This window comes from Pseudomonas sp. P4_B3, assembly GCF_056402295.1.
Genome location: NZ_JBFUHR010000018.1, coordinates 76,911 through 95,482 on the forward strand (window position 1 = coordinate 76,911; position 18,572 = coordinate 95,482).

13 protein-coding genes are annotated in these 18,572 nt (G+C 59.7%); 2 read left to right on the forward strand and 11 right to left on the reverse strand.

What is annotated here, in order from left to right; translation table 11 throughout:
* Nucleotides 1-178: 178 nt before the first annotated feature.
* From AC1DWG_RS20670 to AC1DWG_RS20685, 4 genes are all read right to left on the reverse strand, one after another.
* Nucleotides 179-1,957 (reverse strand): acyl-CoA dehydrogenase C-terminal domain-containing protein, encoded by a 1,779-nt coding sequence (locus AC1DWG_RS20670; protein ID WP_477788282.1) that lies wholly within the window; start codon nt 1,955-1,957, stop codon nt 179-181.
* 175 nt (nt 1,958-2,132) lie between these two features.
* The gene (locus AC1DWG_RS20675; RefSeq protein WP_477788283.1) at nt 2,133-3,929 is read right to left on the reverse strand and encodes an acyl-CoA dehydrogenase C-terminal domain-containing protein; all 1,797 of its coding nucleotides are present in this window, start codon (nt 3,927-3,929) and stop codon (nt 2,133-2,135) included.
* A gap of 85 nt (nt 3,930-4,014) precedes the next feature.
* Nucleotides 4,015-5,289: a GGDEF domain-containing protein gene (locus tag AC1DWG_RS20680; protein ID WP_477788301.1), complete on the reverse strand. Its 1,275-nt coding sequence runs from the start codon at nt 5,287-5,289 to the stop codon at nt 4,015-4,017.
* Nucleotides 5,290-5,459: 170 nt separating this feature from the next.
* Nucleotides 5,460-7,586, reverse strand: coding sequence for a cytochrome-c peroxidase (locus tag AC1DWG_RS20685; RefSeq protein ID WP_477788284.1), 2,127 nt, complete (start codon nt 7,584-7,586; stop codon nt 5,460-5,462).
* Between the two features lie 1,108 nt (nt 7,587-8,694).
* On the opposite strand from AC1DWG_RS20685, the gene AC1DWG_RS20690 reads away from it, so the two are divergent.
* Nucleotides 8,695-10,479, forward strand: coding sequence for a hypothetical protein (locus tag AC1DWG_RS20690; protein WP_477788285.1), 1,785 nt, complete (start codon nt 8,695-8,697; stop codon nt 10,477-10,479).
* Nucleotides 10,480-10,558: 79 nt separating this feature from the next.
* Here AC1DWG_RS20690 and AC1DWG_RS20695 read toward each other — a convergent pair whose 3' ends face one another.
* The 7 genes from AC1DWG_RS20695 to bioB form a co-directional block, all read right to left on the reverse strand.
* On the reverse strand, nt 10,559-12,364 hold the full coding sequence (locus tag AC1DWG_RS20695; RefSeq protein WP_008051571.1) for a phenylacyl-CoA dehydrogenase: 1,806 nt from the start codon (nt 12,362-12,364) through the stop codon (nt 10,559-10,561).
* A gap of 278 nt (nt 12,365-12,642) precedes the next feature.
* The gene (locus AC1DWG_RS20700) at nt 12,643-12,939 is read right to left on the reverse strand and encodes a pyrroloquinoline quinone biosynthesis protein PqqE (RefSeq protein WP_477762860.1); all 297 of its coding nucleotides are present in this window, start codon (nt 12,937-12,939) and stop codon (nt 12,643-12,645) included.
* Nucleotides 12,940-13,062: 123 nt separating this feature from the next.
* A complete protein-coding gene (gene bioD / locus AC1DWG_RS20705) occupies nt 13,063-13,743 on the reverse strand; it encodes a dethiobiotin synthase (protein WP_007982063.1) in 681 nt (226 codons plus the stop codon).
* Nucleotides 13,740-14,552: a malonyl-ACP O-methyltransferase BioC gene (gene bioC, locus AC1DWG_RS20710; protein WP_477762861.1), complete on the reverse strand. Its 813-nt coding sequence runs from the start codon at nt 14,550-14,552 to the stop codon at nt 13,740-13,742. The genes bioD and bioC overlap by 4 nt, the downstream gene beginning before the upstream one ends.
* Nucleotides 14,545-15,276 carry an alpha/beta fold hydrolase gene (locus tag AC1DWG_RS20715; RefSeq protein ID WP_477788286.1) on the reverse strand — a complete coding sequence of 244 codons (732 nt, stop codon included), beginning with the start codon at nt 15,274-15,276 and terminating at the stop codon, nt 14,545-14,547. Before AC1DWG_RS20715 ends, bioC begins: the two co-directional genes overlap by 8 nt.
* Nucleotides 15,269-16,447 carry an 8-amino-7-oxononanoate synthase gene (gene bioF / locus AC1DWG_RS20720; RefSeq protein ID WP_477762863.1) on the reverse strand — a complete coding sequence of 393 codons (1,179 nt, stop codon included), beginning with the start codon at nt 16,445-16,447 and terminating at the stop codon, nt 15,269-15,271. The genes AC1DWG_RS20715 and bioF overlap by 8 nt, the downstream gene beginning before the upstream one ends.
* Before the next feature lie 175 nt (nt 16,448-16,622).
* Nucleotides 16,623-17,678, reverse strand: coding sequence for a biotin synthase BioB (bioB, locus tag AC1DWG_RS20725; protein WP_007981424.1), 1,056 nt, complete (start codon nt 17,676-17,678; stop codon nt 16,623-16,625).
* 93 nt (nt 17,679-17,771) lie between these two features.
* Between bioB and AC1DWG_RS20730 the strand changes: the two genes are divergently transcribed.
* Nucleotides 17,772-18,512, forward strand: a complete 741-nt coding sequence (locus AC1DWG_RS20730) for a double zinc ribbon domain-containing protein (RefSeq protein WP_477762864.1) — start codon at nt 17,772-17,774, stop codon at nt 18,510-18,512.
* Nucleotides 18,513-18,572 lie beyond the last annotated feature (60 nt).

Here is an 18,572-nt window from a genome sequence, read left to right on the forward strand (position 1 = left end):
ACTGTTTCCCTGACATCCATTTCACTCCGCCGTCCTGGCAGAATCCTACGTGTCCCTGTTGTTGCTTTGCGCTTCCTGCGCTACGTCCATGAGAAGTAGATTAGCTGTGGATCCAATTTGTATCTATGGGAGAACAGCAGCACGTTATGTAAGAGAATGCTTACATAACGTTACTTCTTCAGAATTGTCCTGCATCCAGCAGGAACAACGATTCGCTACCGGCCTTCACCGACGCGCTCAACGAGTGAATGCGCGGCAGCAGTCGGGCAAAATAGAACCGCGCCGTGCCCAGTTTGCTGGCATAGAAATCGTCTTGCGCTTCCTTGCCGAAAGCCGCCTTGGCCATCAGAGCCCACATGTAGGCGTACGCCACGTAACCGAAAACCTGCAGATACTCGACCGACGCCGCGCCGATTTCGTTCGGATTGCTCTTCGCACGGTCAAGCAACCACGCGGTCAGTTCATCGAGGGTGGTCACTGCGTCGTTCAGCGGCTTGGTGAACTCGGCGAGGTCCGCGCTGGCGGTCGCCGTGAAGTGGCGAATCTCGTCGGCGAACAGGTTGTAGAACGCCCCGCCGCTACCCACGATCTTGCGCCCGACCAGGTCCAGCGCCTGAATGCCGTTGGTGCCTTCGTAGATCTGGGTGATGCGCACGTCACGCACCAGTTGCTCCTGGCCCCACTCACGGATGTAGCCGTGGCCGCCGAAAATCTGCTGACCGTGAACAGTGGTTTCCAGGCCGAGGTCGGTCAGGAACGCCTTGGCCACCGGGGTCAGCAACGCCACCAGGTCTTCCGCACGCTTGCGGGTGGTTGCATCTTCGCTGAACTTGGCGGTGTCCAGTTGCATCGCCACGTAGGTGGAGAACGCACGGCCCCCTTCGTTCGAGGCTTTCATGGTCAGCAGCATGCGACGCACGTCCGGGTGGACAATGATCGGGTCAGCCACTTTGTCCTTGTTCTGCGCGCCAGTTGGCGCACGGCTTTGCAGACGGTCACGGGCGTATTCCACGGCGTTCTGGTACGAACGCTCGCCAGTGGCCAGGCCCTGGATACCGACGCCCAGTCGCTCGTAGTTCATCATGGTGAACATCGCCGCCAGGCCTTTGTTTGGCTCGCCGACCAGGTAACCCACGGCTTCATCGAAGTTCATCACGCAGGTCGCGGACGCCTGGATGCCCATCTTGTGCTCGATCGAACCGCAATTCGCCGGGTTGCGCGCGCCCAGGCTGCCATCGGCATGGACCATGAACTTCGGCACCAGGAACAGTGAAATACCTTTCGGCCCCGCCGGTGCATCCGGCAGCTTGGCCAGTACCAGGTGGATGATGTTTTCGGTCAGGTCGTGTTCGCCACCGGTGATGAAGATCTTGGTGCCGCTGACCTTGTAGGAACCGTCGGCCTGAGGCTCGGCCTTGGTACGGATGATCCCAAGGTCTGTACCGGCGTGTGGCTCGGTCAGGCACATGGAACCGGCCCAGATACCGGCGTACATGTTCGGCAGGTACGCGGCTTTCAGCTCTTCGCTGGCGTGGGCATTGATCGACAGGCAAGCGCCGGCGGTCAGCATCGGGTACAGACCGAATGACAGGCTGGCGGAGTTGACCATTTCTTCGACCTGGGCCGAAACGGCTTTGGGCATGCCCATGCCGCCGTAGGACGGATCGCCACCGACACCGACCCAGCCGCCTTCAGCATAGGTCTGATAGGCCTGTGGGAAACCTGCTGGCGTGGTGACGGCACCGTCCGCCCAATGGCAACCTTCTTCGTCAGCGGCACGGCTCAGCGGTGCGATGCTTTTGCTGGTGACTTTGCCGGCTTCTTCCAGGATGGCTTCGACCGTTTCTGCATCGACGGTCTCAGCCAGTGCAGGCAGTTCGGCCCAGAGTTTGGCGACCTCGAAAACTTCATTGAGGACGAAGCGCATATCGCGCAGGGGCGCTTTGTAGTCAGCCATGGCAAACCTCGCAAGATCTATACAGGTGATTCACAGGAAGAGTGTTTTCGTTGGGTCGGAGTGTAACCCAACAACTTTTGCGACACATAGGGTCAACTCATGACCGCTTTGTTATTTTTAGTCACCAACAAAAAAGCCCGCGCAAGGCGAGCTTCTTTGTAACGGATTTATATGACTAAAGTGCAAACAACTCCGCCGGCAGTTGCATCAGGCAATCGCTACCCGCCTCTATGGCCGCCCGATGAGCGGCCGTGCGTGGCAACAGACGCTTGAAGTAAAACTCGCTGGTCGCCAGTTTGCCCCGGGAGAAGTCGCCATCGCCGCTGCCCGCATCGAGCTGCGCCTGAGCCACCAGCGCCATTCTCAACCACAGATAGCCGAGGATGATGTAACCGCTGTACATCAGGTAATCCACCGACGCGGCACCGACTTCGTCAGGGTTTTTCATCGCCGCCATGCCGACCCTGGTGGTCAATTCACCCCACTGCTGGTTCAGTTGATTGAGTTGCGCCACATACCCGGCCAGTTGTGGATGCTCGGCGTTCGCCGCGCAGAACTTATGGACGATTTTGGTGAAGCCGCGCAGCAGCTTGCCCTGGCTGCCGAGTACCTTGCGCCCGAGCAAGTCCAGCGCCTGAATGCCGTTGGTGCCCTCATAGATCGGCGCGATCCGGCAGTCGCGTACCAGTTGCTCCATGCCCCATTCGCGAATGAACCCGTGGCCGCCAAACACCTGCATGCCATGGTTGGTCACCTCCAGCCCGGTGTCGGTCATGAAGGCTTTGCAGATTGGTGTGAGAAAGGCCAGCAAGTCTTCGGCATCCTGACGCGCCGTTTCATCCGGGCTCAGGTGTGCAACGTCGAGCAACTGCGCGGTGAAGTAGGTCAGCGCGCGGTTGCCTTCGTTGAAGGCTTTCATGGTCAGTAACATCCGCCGCACATCAGGGTGCACGATGATCGGGTCGGCGGCTTTTTCCGGCGCTTTCGGGCCGGTCAGCGAGCGCATCTGCAAACGGTCGTTGGCGTATTTGATCGCGCCCTGGAAGCTCGCCTCCCCCAGACACAGCCCTTGCATGCCGGTACCCAGCCGCGCGTGGTTCATCATGGTGAACATGCAGTTGAGGCCCTTGTTCGGCTCGCCGATCAAGAAGCCCTTGGCCTCGTCGAAGTTCAGCACGCAGGTGGCCGAGGCCTTGATGCCCATTTTGTGTTCGATCGAGCCGCAGGATACGCCGTTGCGCTCGCCCGCTTCACCCGTCGCATCGGGCAGAAACTTGGGCACGATGAACAGTGAAATGCCCTTGGTACCGGCCGGGGCGTCCGGCAATTTGGCCAACACCAGGTGAATGATGTTGGCGCTCATGTCGTGCTCGCCGGCGGAGATGAAGATCTTGCTGCCGGAGATCGCATAACTGCCATCGGCCGCAGGCACGGCGCGGGTCTTGATGATGCCCAGGTCGGTGCCGCAATGGGCTTCGGTCAGGCACATGGTGCCGGTCCATTGGCCAGCGGTGAGCTTTTTCAAATAGGTCTGCTTTTGCGCCTCGGTGCCATGGGCGTGGATCGCCGACATCGCACCGTGGGTCAGGCCGGGGTACATGCCCCATGAGGTGTTGCTGGAACCCACCATCTCGCTGATCACCAGGCCCAGAGAGATCGGCAACCCTTGACCGCCGTAAAGCGGATCCGCCGCCAGGCCATGCCAGCCAGCTTCGACATATTGGGTGAAGGCCTGCTTGAAGCCCGCGGGGGTGGTGACCACGCCATTGTCGAAATGGCAGCCTTCTTCATCGCCACTGCGGTTGAGCGGCGACAGCACGTTTTCGCAGAACTTCGCCCCTTCTTCGAGGATCGCATTGACCATGTCCGGGCTGGCATCGGTGGCCCCCAGCGCGGCGTAGTTGCTGTGAAAGTCGAACACGTGGTCGATCAGAAAGCGCATGTCGCGCAAGGGAGCTTTGTACTCGGGCATGGTCATTCTCCGTCGGCAGATTTCTCCAACCTACTGCTGCCGACCACGCCTCACAATCACTTTGCGCTCGCTGAATGCGCCATCATCACTCAACCGTAGCGGCGTCCATGCGCACCGCGCCACGACGGTTCTGCCCGAACGCCATCACGCAGTTGCGCCCCGCGCCCTTGGCGCTGTAGAGCGCCTGGTCAGCGGACTTGAGCACCTCTTCGGGGGTGCGTTGATCGATCCGTTCGGCAACGCCGATACTGACCGTCACCGACACACTCGACGCACCGGAACCGGCACGCCGCTGGCGCCCCTGATGATCGTCCTGCGGGCGACTTTCCTGATTGCGCAGCTGAATGTTGTAAGTGGCGATGGACTCGCGGATCACTTCCAGGTGCGGCATGCACTCTTCGAGGGTCTTGCCTGCAAACACCAGGGCAAATTCCTCGCCGCCATAGCGATACGCCTTGCCGCCACCGCCGATTTTCGACAGTTTGCTGGCCACCAGCCGTAGCACCTGGTCACCGACGTCGTGGCCGTGGGTGTCGTTGAATTTCTTGAAGTGGTCGACGTCGCTCATGGCCAACACGTAATTGCGCCCCAACCGTTGCATGCGTTCATTCAGCGCACGACGGCCCGGCAGTCCGGTCAGTTCGTCGCGGAAGGCCATTTGATAGGCTTCGTGGGCAACGGCGGCGGCGATCATCAGCATCACCTGGCTGCACATGATGTTCAGCGTGAACGGCAGGATGAAGGTTTTCGGCAACATCCAGAACAACCCGAGCAGCCCCACCAATTGCGCGGCATGCAGCGGTCGCGGGTTGCGCCAGTATTGCCAGGCCAGCAGCAGGAACGCAGCCATGAACACCGGATAGGACAACTGGATCAGGCTCATCCAGGCGCCATGCAAGGCAGGCCAGCGAATCTCCGACAGCCAGATCAGCAGCGCGTGTGGATAACTTTGCTCAAGCCCCAGCGCCACGCAGCCGACCGCCAGCAATACCGCGAAACGCGCAATCATGTCCTGGAACAGATGGGTACGTTCCTGCCACGCCGCGAACACGCCAAACAGCAGCGGCAGCAGCAGGCAACACAAATGAAAGACCACCGCGGCATCGTCACGCACCTTGCCGTTGTCGCGGTAATAGTCGGTCTGGGTGTCGAGCAGGAAGTAGGCGATGTACACCGTGACCATCAGAAACAGTTCACGCTGGCGTCGGTACACCGCGCAATAGGCCCCACCGAGCAACAACACCAGGGTGGGAAGCACGTTGAACAGCGAGGTGAAGAAGACGTTCAGATCCTTGATGTATGCAGCCGCAAGCCCCGCCAGCAACAGCAGTAATGACGGCAGGAAATGGCTGAAACGCATAGCGGAAGAACGCAGCAAGGGTAAAGCTCCGACCCGTCAGATCAATAGATGGCAATGTGCCCACCCCCTTTAACGGCAGAAAACCCGATTTGCTGAGTGAAATACTGAGGTATTTGTAAAAGGTCGTCACTGGCGTCCATCGGCCGCCAGTGACGCAAGGGGCAATACGGTTACAGGTCGTTGTTGAACGGTTGCAGCGGCCCTTCCAGCGCTGTGCGACCTTCCGCACCGATCGGTCTGAGCTCGATTTCGGCATCCTTCGCTTGCCGGGTAGTAATCTTCGGACTCGCCGGTTTTTGCCCGACGGAATTTTCATCACCCTTTTCACCCTGTGCCAGCACCAGCGACGGATGGTCAAACGGCGCCCGTTCCCACGCGACCCGTGGATCGGTCAGCCCGACTTCCATGAACTTGACCAGTGCATCCACTTCATCCGGGGCCAGGCTCAGACGGGTGATGTCCGGATCAAGATTGGAGCCGTTGTGCTGATTGACCGCCGGATGCTCAAAGCCGCTGGTGTTGCTGGCATCTTCGCCACGCCGGTCGCCGCCGCGGTTGTAGAACTCCATCACCTGTTGCAGCGTTGCGCGACTGCCGTTGTGGAAATACGGCCCGGTCAACGCGATATTGCGCAAGGTCGGTGTCTTGAAGGCGCCATCGACCGCATCGCGGAAACCGACATTGGGCTTGAGCGTCGCGTCACAAGGGATGGCCGGGCTCAAAGGCGCTTCGAAGGTGCACACATCGACTTCCAGTGGGTCAGGGATCTGGCCGCCCTGGAGTACGGTGTTGTACTCACGGGTGAAAGACAACGGATTGCCCCACGCATCCGAGCCACCGAGCGCCAGGTCCTCCGACGTTGGACGCACCCCGGTGTTGTAGAAGCCGTTGTCATACAGCGTGATCAGGTTGTCGGCCATGACCATGCGTTCGATCCGTTCCTGAGGATGGAACAGCAAACGGCTGCCGGCGTTGGTCAATTCCGCGCCGCCGTGGCAACTGATGCACTTACCCTTGCCCAGGAAAAGTTCCATGCCTTGGACCTGCTGGTTATTCATGGCTGTGTGATCGCCCTGTAAATAGGCATCCAGCGGCGCCTGGTCCGAGATCAGCGTGGATTCATACATCTGGATCGCCAGCCCGAAGAACAGCGGGAAGTTCGCCTCCATCTGGGTGTATGGCGCACCGCCCAGCGAGACCTGCTGCGTGGCATTCCACAGGCGCGGCTGGAACGCGTTCTTGATCAGTTCACGGTAGGTCGGCCGATGACCACCGGATATCGGCCCGAGTACCGAATCGGTGGACGAGATCCGTTGCTGCTTGAGCATCAAGGTGTCGAGCATGCGCCGGCCGATGTCGGCGAAGGTACGCCCGCCGCAGGACATTTCCACCGGGCTGCCGGGAGGCCCTACCGCTTGCGAGGCGGCGGAAGCATCCTTGAGCGCCAGCCTGACTTTGGTCGCCACGCCACTGCGATCGCTGGTCACGAAAATCCCGGCGTCAGGGTCGCGATTGCCGAACGGTGAGAAACCGTTGAATACGTTGTTGGCCCGGCCATCCCAGAAGTTGCGCACGTTGAACGCAGCGTTGATCACCGTCGGTGCGTTACGCCCGGTGCTACGGCGAACATTGATACCGCCCACCTGGAAGATACCGTCTGGTTGCTGAATGCACTTGTCGAACCGCGACTGATTGGGCTTGACGAAGTTGGCGTCGAACACGCCTTGGGAGCCGATCACATCATCGCTTGAATAGACAATCGCCGAGTTGCGATCCAGCGGATCGGCCAGCACGTGGGTCGGGAAGTCGCTTTTCTTCAGCAGGTAGTTCGGGCCGCCCTTGCCACCGGACCTGGTGGTGTAGCTCGGCACGTCGCCCGGAATATCCGACGCGGTAAACGGCTTGTTGAAGATCGACGAGACGTTCGCGTTGGTATTCGCCTGGCCCGGGTTGATCTGGTTGGTGGTGCGATGATCGACACCCGCGTGGAAGTGGCAGGATGCGCAAGCGGTGGAGCCGTCACTGCCGATCTCCATGTCCCAGAACAATGCCTTGCCCAGGAGCACTGCCGCCGAGCGATTGAGCACGTAGTCGGTCATCAGGTCGACCTTGCGCCCGCCTTCGGTTCCTGAAGGGTCGGGAGGCATCATGCCGCGCAGTGACTGCAGACTGGGCACGTCCGGCACGACCGGGTCTGCGGCCCAGACGCTCATGACGGGCAGGCCAATGGCGAAGAGTGTCATCACCATTGCACGGGGCAAGCCGGTGGTTCGAAAGATGCTCAAATACTTAAACATGACGACGTTCCCGATTCAGTACGGAGTAGTCAGGCTCCGCGGTTGCCCTGTTGCGAGATGAGCTCATCGCCATGAATCTTGCTGCTCGCTCGAGTATCCACATCAACTTTAAGCTGCATGGAAAATGCGAGACCTAACTGGCAAAGCACTCTCGTGGCTCAGGCCTTTTTAAAGAATGATATTTGGCACTACTGGGTAGCGCTTGATGCAACTCTAGCCGCAACAAAATATTTCAACATGAAATTTTCAATACTTTTCATTTAAGTCAAATCAAGAAGCCCTACTATCAACAGCAATTGCGCACTATTCCTCAGTTCTGGTTAAACTTCACCCCATTATTGGGTGCCTTTCCCCAAACAGCCCGCATCAGGTGATCACCAACGATCTCTAAAAGCCAGCATTTAAAGGGCATCACGCCACCAGACTGCGTTTCTTGAAGATGGCAGAGTATTTGCTAATCCAAACACCCCGGTGTAAGCGGCACTTTAAAAAACACCTGTAAACCGCATCGCCAGCCAATAGAAACATCCATCAAACCTATAAAATCCATTCGTGCGCAAGTTGCACTGCGTCAGCTATTGCCTTTTTTATTTATACCTCTCACACAAGAATATTTTCTCGCTACCCTCTTCAACACCCCTCTTGCACACCTACGACCTTAGTAGTATTTAATAGACAACACTTCTCAACTACCACTAACAGAGACACACCCACTAAAACTTTTCACAGCACTCCAAACTTGGGTACATATCCCCACCTACTTCGGCGTTAACCACATAACATATAACTATGTGTATACCACCGACATCAGCGCAGCCCGCATTTTAGCTGGCTAACAAGCGACTGAACCAATCAGGCACGACTACTGCTATGTACCCCTCAGGCTCAAGGAAATGTCTCTCGCGTTTGCGTTCGTAACCGGCCAACGCAACGCAGGTGAAAGCATCCGAACGGCAAGTGACGACAGTACACAGGCACTTATCCCGCCGGATCGAGCCCCAATTCGACACTCACGGCTTTACGTTTTTCTTGCGCAGGATTCAGCGCATCAGCAGATCCGCGATCTCGATCGGCCGGCAATTGGTCCTGCAAGATTCTGGAGTGAGCCATGAGCTTATCTTTGTTCGAAAAAACGCTCGCCATACCGCTGCTGCCTCACAAGCGATTCAACGGCATCTTCAGTCGCCATGCTCTGCTCGCCAGTGCCGTCGCTGTCGCACTGGCCATTGGTGGTGGTGGAGATGCATTTGCCAAAAACGGAGCTGGCGGTGGCGGTGGTGGCGGCGGCGGCGGGACTGCCAAGCCCCCGGGTTTGCCCTCGCCGTTCACGACACCCACACTGCCCGATCCGATTTTTACAAACCCGACTGCGATTCATGGGTTTGACGTTACCGGTTTTATCCAAAACATGACCCTGGACACCACCAATGCGAATTGCCCCAATACCAGCGACCCGGGCCGCTTTGGGGGGACCGTCCAGTTGAACGGCGTCACGATTGTTGTCCCTTGCAACACCGTTATGCAGATGCCGGCCAATACCCTGACCTGGGCCGACTTTGTCAGGGGTGGAACGCTGGCGCTCGGAAAATCACCGGCAGCCTACCCCTCGTTCGAGATCCATGTGGTGGGTAATACTGTCTCCAACAAGCAAATTGCCGGGCTGATCTTTGTCTCCCAGCAATCAGTCAATGCGGGCAGCGGTGTCATCACCCGGATCGACTACACCAACGGCAACCTCGAAGTTGACAGCGGGAACCCGACGCAACCCACGATCATTCAGATCAACGATCCGACTGGACGTTTTGGCCGTGCCCAAAGCCCCGACCCACGCTTCTCCGTCGATGATGCCAACCCGACCATCCATGCCGCCACCGGCTACCCGATGTGCGTGCCGCGCACGATTTCCGGGGACGATGCGCTCTGCCCACAGAAAAACCGACCACAAGTGGTTACCCCGACCACGACCAACAACTGCCGCAACTTCAGCCAGGCCGGCGTCACGCCTCCGGCCAGTGGAGAGCTCTCGGGTCCAGCGGTGGGGCAGGTCTATTGCAGCCAGTACGTCATGAAGAGATTCAGCGATGCTACACGCACGGCGACGGACCCCGACCCGACACAACAGGCCCCCTTCGAAGTCGGCGACTTCATCAGCTGGTCCGGTACTCTGTTCAAGTCAGCAACAACGGGCCTCCCGGACTTCATCTCTGCACACACGATCGAGGCGAATGTCGGGATCTACACTCAGCCTGGTTCGCAGCCCAGCTACCTGGCTATCGGGGAATTTGGCATTGGTACGGCCGACCCGGCCGCAACGGCCATCAGCGGAGTAGCCCAGGAGACGCAGGACCGGATTTTCCTTGAAGCCTCGACCACCGACATCAAGACCCCGGTCGACATCTATCTGATAGATGTCAATCCATCGACGGGTGTGCAAACCAATCGCTGGATTACACCCTATGAGATGACGGGTGAATGCAACTCTGGGCTGGGCCTTGCGGCCAGTTGCCTGGGAGCCTCGGGCGGTATTACCACACAGAACACGGGCCCTCAGCCACAACGCGCCAGATTACGCGCGACCAAAGCGCCCACCGGGCTACTTAGCCAGCCGACACGTACCTTGCGCGTCGTTGCGCGGTCACTTTGCGTTCCACAGCTAAGCTTGTCCCAGCCCGGCGTGGACAGTTGCATCCAGAACGCGGGCAGGCTGACCGTCGCCAATGGACTGATTGCCGGACAGTATGTGGCGCCGGTGTTCGAGTTCATCTTTCCGGAAGGCGTCAAGCCTGGCGATCCCGTCGTCCCGAACGACTTCTGGCACCTGCCGTTCATACGTAACGGAGAAGGCGTGGGCACCCCGACTGGCGTTGGCCCTCTGGACCCGACGCCATGGTGATCAAGGCCTGACCACAGCGCAAAAAAAAACCGCCGCTCCCGGAGGAAGCGGCGGTTTTTTTGAAGGACTGCGGTAGGACTTAGTAGCCCAGGTCGAAGTTCTCTTCTTTCATGTCCATCAGGTTGTTGGCGCCCGACAGCATGGTTGCGACGTGAGTGCGGGTACGCGGCAGGATGCGCTGGAAGTAGAAGCGCGCTGTCTGCAGCTTGGCGGTGTAGAACGCCTCTTCGGAAGTGCCGGCAGCCAGTTTCTCGGCAGCCAGGCGCGCCATGTCAGCCCAGAAGTAGGCCAGGCAGGCGTAACCGGAGTACATCAGGTAGTCCACGGAGGCCGCGCCGACTTCTTCACGATCTTTCATGGCGGCCATGCCGACCTTCATGGTCAGTTCGCCCCATTCCTTGTTCAGTGCAGCCAGCGGAGCGACGAACTCTTGAACCGCTTCGTTGCCTTCGTTGGTCTGGCAGAACTTGTGGACGATCTTGGTGAAGCCCTTCAGAGCCTCGCCTTGGGTCATCAGCACTTTTCGGCCCAGCAGGTCGAGAGCCTGGATACCAGTGGTGCCTTCGTACAGCATCGAGATGCGGCTGTCGCGGACGTTCTGCTCCATGCCCCACTCGGCGATGAAGCCGTGGCCGCCGTAGATCTGCACGCCGTGGTTGGCCGATTCGAAACCGACTTCGGTCATGAAGGCTTTGGCGATTGGCGTCATGAAAGCCAGCAGTGCGTCGGCTTTCTTCTTCTCTTCCTCGTCCACACCGTACTTGACGATGTCGACTTGCTTGGCGGTGAAGTAAACCATCGCACGGTTGCCTTCGGCGAATGCCTTCATGGTCAACAGCATGCGGCGCACGTCAGGGTGGACGATGATCGGGTCAGCGGCTTTGTCCGGTGCTTTCGGGCCAGTCAGCGAGCGCATTTGCAGACGGTCGCGAGCGTATTTCAGGCCGCCCTGGAAACCCACTTCAGCGTGGGCCAGACCTTGCAGTGCGGTACCCAGACGTGCGGTGTTCATGAAGGTGAACATGCAGTTCAGGCCTTTGTTCGCCGGGCCGATCAGAAAACCGGTGGCACCGTCGAAGTTCATCACGCAGGTGGCGTTGCCGTGAATGCCCATCTTGTGTTCCAGGGAACCGCAAGACACAGCATTACGCGCGCCAACCGAGCCATCGGCGTTCGGCATGAACTTCGGCACGATAAACAGGGAGATGCCTTTGGTCCCGGCCGGTGCATCCGGCAGGCGGGCCAGTACGATGTGGACGATGTTATCGGCCATGTCGTGTTCACCGGCTGAGATGAAGATCTTGGTGCCGGAGACTTTGTAGGAACCGTCGGCCTGAGGCTCGGCCTTGGTGCGCAGCATGCCAAGGTCGGTGCCGCAGTGCGGCTCGGTCAGGCACATGGTGCCGGTCCACTCGCCGGAAACCAGCTTGGTCAGGTAAGCCTCTTGCTGCTCAGGGGTACCGTGCTCGGAGATGGTGTTCATCGCACCGTGCGACAGGCCTGGGTACATACCCCACGACCAGTTGGACTCGCCAACCATTTCGCTGATCGCCAGACCCAGGGACTCCGGCAGGCCTTGGCCGCCGTGCTCTACGTCATGAGCCAGGCTCGGCCAGCCACCTTCGACGAATTGCTTGTAGGCTTCCTTGAAGCCAGTCGGGGTCTTGACGCCGGACTCGCTCCAGGTGCAACCCTCGATGTCGCCCACACGGTTCAGCGGAGCCAGTACCTGCTCACAAAACTTGGCGCCTTCCTCGAGAATGGCGTCAACCATGTCCGGAGTTGCGTCGGCACAAGCCGGAAGGCTCTGATAGTGCGCTTCGTAGCCGAGCAGCTCGTCACGAACGAAGCGAATATCACGCAAGGGGGCCTTGTAGTCAGGCATAGCGATAAACCTCTGCTGATGTAACCGGGAATGAACGACCGCATTGATTTGTTGTTGCGATCAAACAGTTGTTTGAAACATACGTTTACGCCCAAATCTTGTCAAGCGTCGATCTTTTGCCGTTCGTCATCGCAGGTTTGGACACACAGGCACACGACAACGCAGCCGCGCTTTCGAAGCAGCCCGCCACACTGAAAAGATTAGTTGAGCAAGAAAGACTTACGCAGAAAAACGCCGCGAACAGGCGCGGCGCTGGAGGGTGCGGACTCTTTAAAGAATCAAGCGTAGGTATCGATCAACGTCCCGAGCACTTCGTCGGCTGCCTTGGCGACTTTCACGCCCAGCTCTGCCTGAATCTTGCCTTGGGCCATTTCGACCACGTTGCTGCTCAGGTCCGATTGCTGGCTGCGATCAACCGATCGCAGACGATCGACCTGCGCCTCGGAGGACTGGCTGGTGACCGATCGCTCGATCGTCATGTTGGCGATCTGCCCGGCGGCTTGATCGACACGGTTCTGCCCTGCCTGAAGGGTGCTCAGACCGGCATAAAAAGCGGTGTTTCCTGAGATTTCCATGGGAAAACTCGTCCTTTCAAAGGATCAACAGCGGCCATTGAAGCAGAGTGGCCGGCAAAACACCCGACAAAAACACTAATGGCACAGTGCCTTATCATAGGCAAAAGCCGCATTGCAAAAACGTCAGTCCAACAGGTCCAGTTGCAAGTGCTCGGCCACTGCTTCGGCCGTGACGGCCTTGAGTTTAGGTACACGTCCCAGGCACGGTGCCGGGAGGCGCTCGGCAAGGGTGGCCAGGTTTTCTTCCAGCCGCGAGGTTTTCGGGTCGATGATGTTGGCCACCCATCCCGCCAGTTGCAAACCGTCCCGGGCAATCGCTTCGGCGGTCAGCAAGGCATGGCTGATACACCCCAGTCGCACGCCGACCACCAGAATCACCGGCAACTGCAACGCGATGGCGAGATCCGACAGATTGTCCTGATCCGCCAACGGCACGCGCCAGCCGCCGGCGCCTTCGATCAGGGTGAAGTCCGCCTGCATGCCCAGAATCTGCCGCATCGGCGCCAGCAACGACTGCACCGTCAGCGCCACGCCCGCCTCTCGAGCCGCCAGGTGCGGTGCAATCGCAGGTTCAAAGGCCACCGGGTTGACCTGTGCATACGTCAGCGGCAGCGAACACTCCGCCAGCAAGGCCAGCGCATCGGCGTTGCGCAGGCCCTTGGGTGTCACATCGCAACCGGACGCGACCGGTTTGCCCGCCGCCGTGCTCAAACCCGCCGAACGCGCCGCATGCAGCAGCCCCGCAGCGACCGTGGTTTTACCGACATCGGTATCCGTGCCGGCGATGAAATAGGCTGCGCTCATAAGGGTTTCTCCAATACGGCGTACACCACTTGATAAGTCGCCGGCAGTCCCCGGGCCTGACGAAACTGCTCATAAGCCTCAATCAGACCCAAAATCCGCGCCCGGCCGGTCAAGCCACCCGGTCGACCGGGATTGAGGTTGTGCGCGCCCAGCGCCTTGAGCTCATGGGTCAGGCTGCGCACATCCGGGTAATGCAGCACGTGCGGTTCGTTTTGCAGACTGACGACATGTAACCCACTGGCTGAACACAGCTGTTGATACACACCAAACTCCCGGAAGCGATTGACGTGCACCATACCGTCGACCTGCCGCCAGCTGTCGCGCAATTCAAACAATGTCCCTGCACACAGACTAGCAAACGCGAAAATGCCACCCGGTTTCAGCACCCGAAAGGCTTCACCGAGCACCGAGGCGAAGTCCGCGCACCACTGCACCGCCAGGCTGGAGAAGATCAGGTCGCAGGTCGAATCCTGCAGTGGCAATCGCTCGGCATCGCCGGCCACGAAGTGCGTGGCACCGCCCAATGGCCGGGCGTGGTCGAGCATGCCTTCGGCAATGTCCAGCGCCACACCGTGACTTCCCGCAAATTGCTCATCCAGCGCACGACTGAAATGCCCGGTGCCACAGCCCAGATCCAGCCAACGCTGCGGTACGAAGCCCTGCGGCAGGCGCCTGAGCAATTGGCTACCGACATCACGCTGCAACTCGGCCACGCTGTCGTAGCTTGTCGCCGCACGGGAGAAAGAGGCTGCTACCTGGCGCTTGTCAGGCAAGCCGCCGGGCAGTTTGGGAAGAGATAAATCAGTCATCGCCGGACTCATGCAAAAAGGCCTGGATCGCCCCCGCTACCCCGTGGGGATCCTCCAGAAGAAACGCGTGACCGGCCTGTTCAATCAGACCGACTTCGACATCCGGCAGCAATGCCAACAACTCGCCCGCCGCTTCCACCGGCACCAACCCGTCGAGGCCGGCGAACAAATGCAGTTGCGGACCGCGGAACGATTGCAAAGCCTGTCGTGTATCCAGTTGCGCGAGCACTTGAAGACCACTGAGCAGCACCGGCGCGACGGTGTTCGGTGCGCCACCAAGCAACAACCGCGACAATCCGCGCGGGTCTTCGGCGCCTTGGGCGCAGAGCAATGAAAAGCGTCTCAATGTCGCACGAGGATCGGCTGCACATCCCGCCAGAAACGCATCGAAGGTTTCCCCGGACATGGCGCTTGACCATTGTTCATGAGCGACAAAAGAAACATTGCTGGCCAGGGTGAATACACCACAACAGCGATCGCCACGCCGGGCCGCCAACTCGCAGGCGAGCATGCCGCCCAACGACCAACCGCCAAGCCAGGCATCTTGCGGCAAGGTCGAATCAAGCTCATCGAGCCACTCTTCAAGATCGCTCGACTCCAGCTCCGGCAATGGCTCGATCTCGACGCGCAGATGTTCATCCAGACCGCGCAAGGCCGCCGCCAAAGGCTCCAGCGGTGAAACGCCAAGGCCCCAGCCGGGCAGCAGAATCAGACGATCACGCATGGCTTGGCTCCGGCTTCAGTTGTTGAAAACAATCGGCCAGTCCGTTTAACAATAGCTGTACCTGGGCCTCACTGTGGGCAGCCGTCAGCGTGACCCGCAGTCGGGCGCTGCCGGCGGGTACGGTCGGCGGGCGAATTGCGGTCACCATCAACCCGCGTTCGCGCAGCATTTGCGAAAGGCGCACCGCGCGCCCGGCGTCGCCGATCATGATCGGCTGGATCGGCGTGAAGCTGTCCATGAGTTCCAGGCCAATCTGTTCGGCGCCGTCGCGGAACTGGCGGATCAGCGCCTGCAAATGCTCGCGGCGCCAGTGTTCACTGCGCAGCAGTTCCAGGCTTTTCAACGTGGCGCAAGCCAGCGCAGGTGGCTGGCTGGTGGTGTAGATGTAGGGCCGGGCGAACTGGATCAGACTTTCGATCAGCTCTTCGCTGCCAGCCACAAAGGCACCCGCCGTACCGAACGCTTTGCCGAGGGTGCCGACCAGCACCGGAACGTCATCCTGGCTCAAACCGAAATGTTCGACGATTCCGCCACCGTTGGCGCCCAGCGGTCCAAAACCATGGGCATCGTCGACCATCAACCAGGCGCCTTTGGCTTTGGCCTCTCGGGCAAGCGCTGGCAAGTCGGCGATATCGCCGTCCATGCTGAACACGCCGTCGGTGACCACCAGCGTATTGCCGGTGGCTTTTTCCAGGCGCTTGGCCAGGCTCACCGGGTCGTTGTGCAGATAACGATTGAACCGCGCGCCGGACAGCAGCCCCGCGTCGAGCAGCGACGCATGATTGAGCCGGTCTTCGAGCACCGTATCGCCCTGCCCCACCAGCGCCGTGACCGCGCCGAGGTTGGCCATGTAGCCGGTGGTGAACAGCAACGCGCGAGGGCGACCGGTCAAGTCGGCCAATGCTTCTTCCAGGGCATGGTGCGGGGCGCTATGGCCGATGACCAGATGTGACGCCCCTCCGCCCACACCCCACTTCAAAGCGCCGGCGCGCCAGGCTTCGATCACTTGCGGGTGATTGGCCAGGCCCAGGTAGTCGTTGCTACAGAACGCCAGCAACGGCTGGCCATCGACCACCACTTGCGGCCCCTGCGGGCTTTCGAGCAGCGGACGCTGGCGATAGAGGTTTTCGGCACGACGGGCAGCAAGGCGTGCGGCGAGATCGAAAGACATGCAGGCCTCGGGGTCAATTCACAGGTTGGCGAACACTACGCAGTCCCCTGTGGGAGCGAGCCTGCTCGCGATGCGGACTGACATTCGACATGGATGTCGACAGACATGACGCCATCGCGAGCAGGCTCGCTCCTACAGGGGGTTTTGCATTCCTTCAGAGGAATAAAAGTTGGATTCAAACCGCGGCGTTATAGAACTGCTCGCTGCTCTTCTGCTCCACCAGAGCCTGTTCGATAGCCGCCTGATGCACTTCGTCGGCGTGCTCTTCGCGAGCTTCCGGCAGGATGCCCAGACGCGAGAACAGTTGCATGTCCTTGTCGGCCTGCGGGTTCGCGGTGGTCAGCAGTTTTTCGCCGTAGAAAATCGAGTTTGCACCGGCGAAGAACGCCAGGGCCTGCATCTGTTCGTTCATGGCTTCGCGGCCGGCGGACAGGCGCACGTGGGATTGCGGCATCAGGATGCGCGCGACGGCGAGCATGCGGATGAAGTCGAACGGGTCGACGTCGTCGGCATTTTCCAGCGGCGTGCCGGCGACTTTCACCAGCATGTTGATCGGCACCGACTCCGGGTGCTCCGGCAGGTTGGCCAACTGGATCAGCAGATTGGCGCGGTCGTCCAGCGACTCGCCCATGCCGAGAATGCCGCCGGAGCAGATCTTCATCCCCGAATCACGCACATACGCCAGGGTTTGCAGACGCTCGCTGTAGGTGCGGGTGGTGATGATGCTGCCGTAGAACTCCGGCGACGTATCGAGGTTGTGGTTGTAGTAGTCGAGGCCGGCCTTGGCCAGCGCTTCGGTCTGCTCCTGATCCAGGCGACCGAGGGTCATGCAGGTTTCCAGGCCCAGGGCTTTCACGCCTTCGACCATCTTCAGCACGTACGGCATGTCCTTGGCCGACGGGTGCTTCCACGCCGCGCCCATGCAGAAACGGGTCGAACCGATAGCCTTGGCGCGCGCGGCCTCTTCGAGGACCTTCTGCACTTCCATCAGCTTTTCTTTTTCCAGGCCGGTGTTGTAGTGACCGGACTGCGGACAATATTTGCAATCTTCCGGGCAAGCGCCGGTTTTGATCGACAACAGGGTCGACACCTGGACGCGGTTGGCGTCGAAATGCGCACGGTGCACCGTCTGCGCCTGGAACAACAGGTCGTTGAATGGCTGAACGAAGAGTGCTTTGACTTCGGCCAAAGTCCAGTCATGACGCAGGGTTGCAGTGGTGCTGGCGCTCATGGGCGTTTCCTTTGAATTATGCTTTGGCATGCGGCTGGGTAATGGAATGTCACAGCCGCTTCACAGATGTTTCGGCATATTTAAGGAAGAGCGATGCGCTGTCAACCGCGATACAAAGGCCAGGTTTACATCTGGTCAAAAAACAATCAAACATGTCTTTTGTGCGATGAGACGGCCGACGGCATCTCCCCTGTCTGCACGGCCTGCGAAACCGAGTTGCCCTGGCTCGGTGATCACTGCCAGACCTGCGCCCTGCCGCTCCCGGCGGCGGGACTGACCTGCGGCCATTGCTTGAAGCAGCCACCGGCATTCGAACAAGTGATTGCCCCCTGGACCTACAGCTTCCCGGTAGACGGCCTGATCACCCGCTTCAAACACAACGCGAAGTGGCCGTTTGGCCGCCTGCTCGCCGAACTTCTCGCTCAATACCTGCAACATCGCTTCGATGACGATCTGCAGCGACCCGATGTACTGATCCCGGTGCCGCTGGCCAACCGACGCCTGCGCCAGCGAGGGTTCAATCAGGCGGCGATGCTGGCTCAGTGGCTGGGTACGAGTCTCGATATCCCTTGCGACGAACGACTGCTGCTACGAACCCAGGACACCGATGCCCAACAGGCCTTGAACGCCGAAGCCCGCCGAAAGAACCTGCGTAACGCTTTTGCCCTGGCGTCCGGCGTCGTCGTCAAAGGCCAACACCTGGCCCTGATCGACGACGTCCTGACCACCGGCGCCACGGCCCAGGCCCTGGCTCGCCTGCTGATGGACGCCGGTGCGGCGAGGGTCGACGTCTATTGCCTGGCCCGCACACCAAAACCCGGTGAGACCCCCTGACTTGACTCGCGCGACCCAAGCGGCCAACGTCCTCACCATCGTCACCACCCAAAGCGACTT

Excerpts from the sequence above, each read along its gene's own strand:
- AC1DWG_RS20670 (WP_477788282.1), bottom strand. The coding sequence starts at position 1,957 with ATGGCTGACTACAAAGCGCCCCTGCGCGATATGCGCTTCGTCCTCAAT.
- AC1DWG_RS20675 (WP_477788283.1), bottom strand. The coding sequence starts at position 3,929 with ATGCCCGAGTACAAAGCTCCCTTGCGCGACATGCGCTTTCTGATCGAC.
- AC1DWG_RS20680 (WP_477788301.1), bottom strand. The coding sequence starts at position 5,289 with ATGCGTTTCAGCCATTTCCTGCCGTCATTACTGCTGTTGCTGGCGGGG.
- AC1DWG_RS20685 (WP_477788284.1), bottom strand. The coding sequence starts at position 7,586 with ATGTTTAAGTATTTGAGCATCTTTCGAACCACCGGCTTGCCCCGTGCA.
- AC1DWG_RS20690 (WP_477788285.1), top strand. The coding sequence starts at position 8,695 with ATGAGCTTATCTTTGTTCGAAAAAACGCTCGCCATACCGCTGCTGCCT.
- AC1DWG_RS20695 (WP_008051571.1), bottom strand. The coding sequence starts at position 12,364 with ATGCCTGACTACAAGGCCCCCTTGCGTGATATTCGCTTCGTTCGTGAC.
- AC1DWG_RS20700 (WP_477762860.1), bottom strand. The coding sequence starts at position 12,939 with ATGGAAATCTCAGGAAACACCGCTTTTTATGCCGGTCTGAGCACCCTT.
- bioD (WP_007982063.1), bottom strand. The coding sequence starts at position 13,743 with ATGAGCGCAGCCTATTTCATCGCCGGCACGGATACCGATGTCGGTAAA.
- bioC (WP_477762861.1), bottom strand. The coding sequence starts at position 14,552 with ATGACTGATTTATCTCTTCCCAAACTGCCCGGCGGCTTGCCTGACAAG.
- AC1DWG_RS20715 (WP_477788286.1), bottom strand. The coding sequence starts at position 15,276 with ATGCGTGATCGTCTGATTCTGCTGCCCGGCTGGGGCCTTGGCGTTTCA.
- bioF (WP_477762863.1), bottom strand. The coding sequence starts at position 16,447 with ATGTCTTTCGATCTCGCCGCACGCCTTGCTGCCCGTCGTGCCGAAAAC.
- bioB (WP_007981424.1), bottom strand. The coding sequence starts at position 17,678 with ATGAGCGCCAGCACCACTGCAACCCTGCGTCATGACTGGACTTTGGCC.
- AC1DWG_RS20730 (WP_477762864.1), top strand. The coding sequence starts at position 17,772 with ATGCGCTGTCAACCGCGATACAAAGGCCAGGTTTACATCTGGTCAAAA.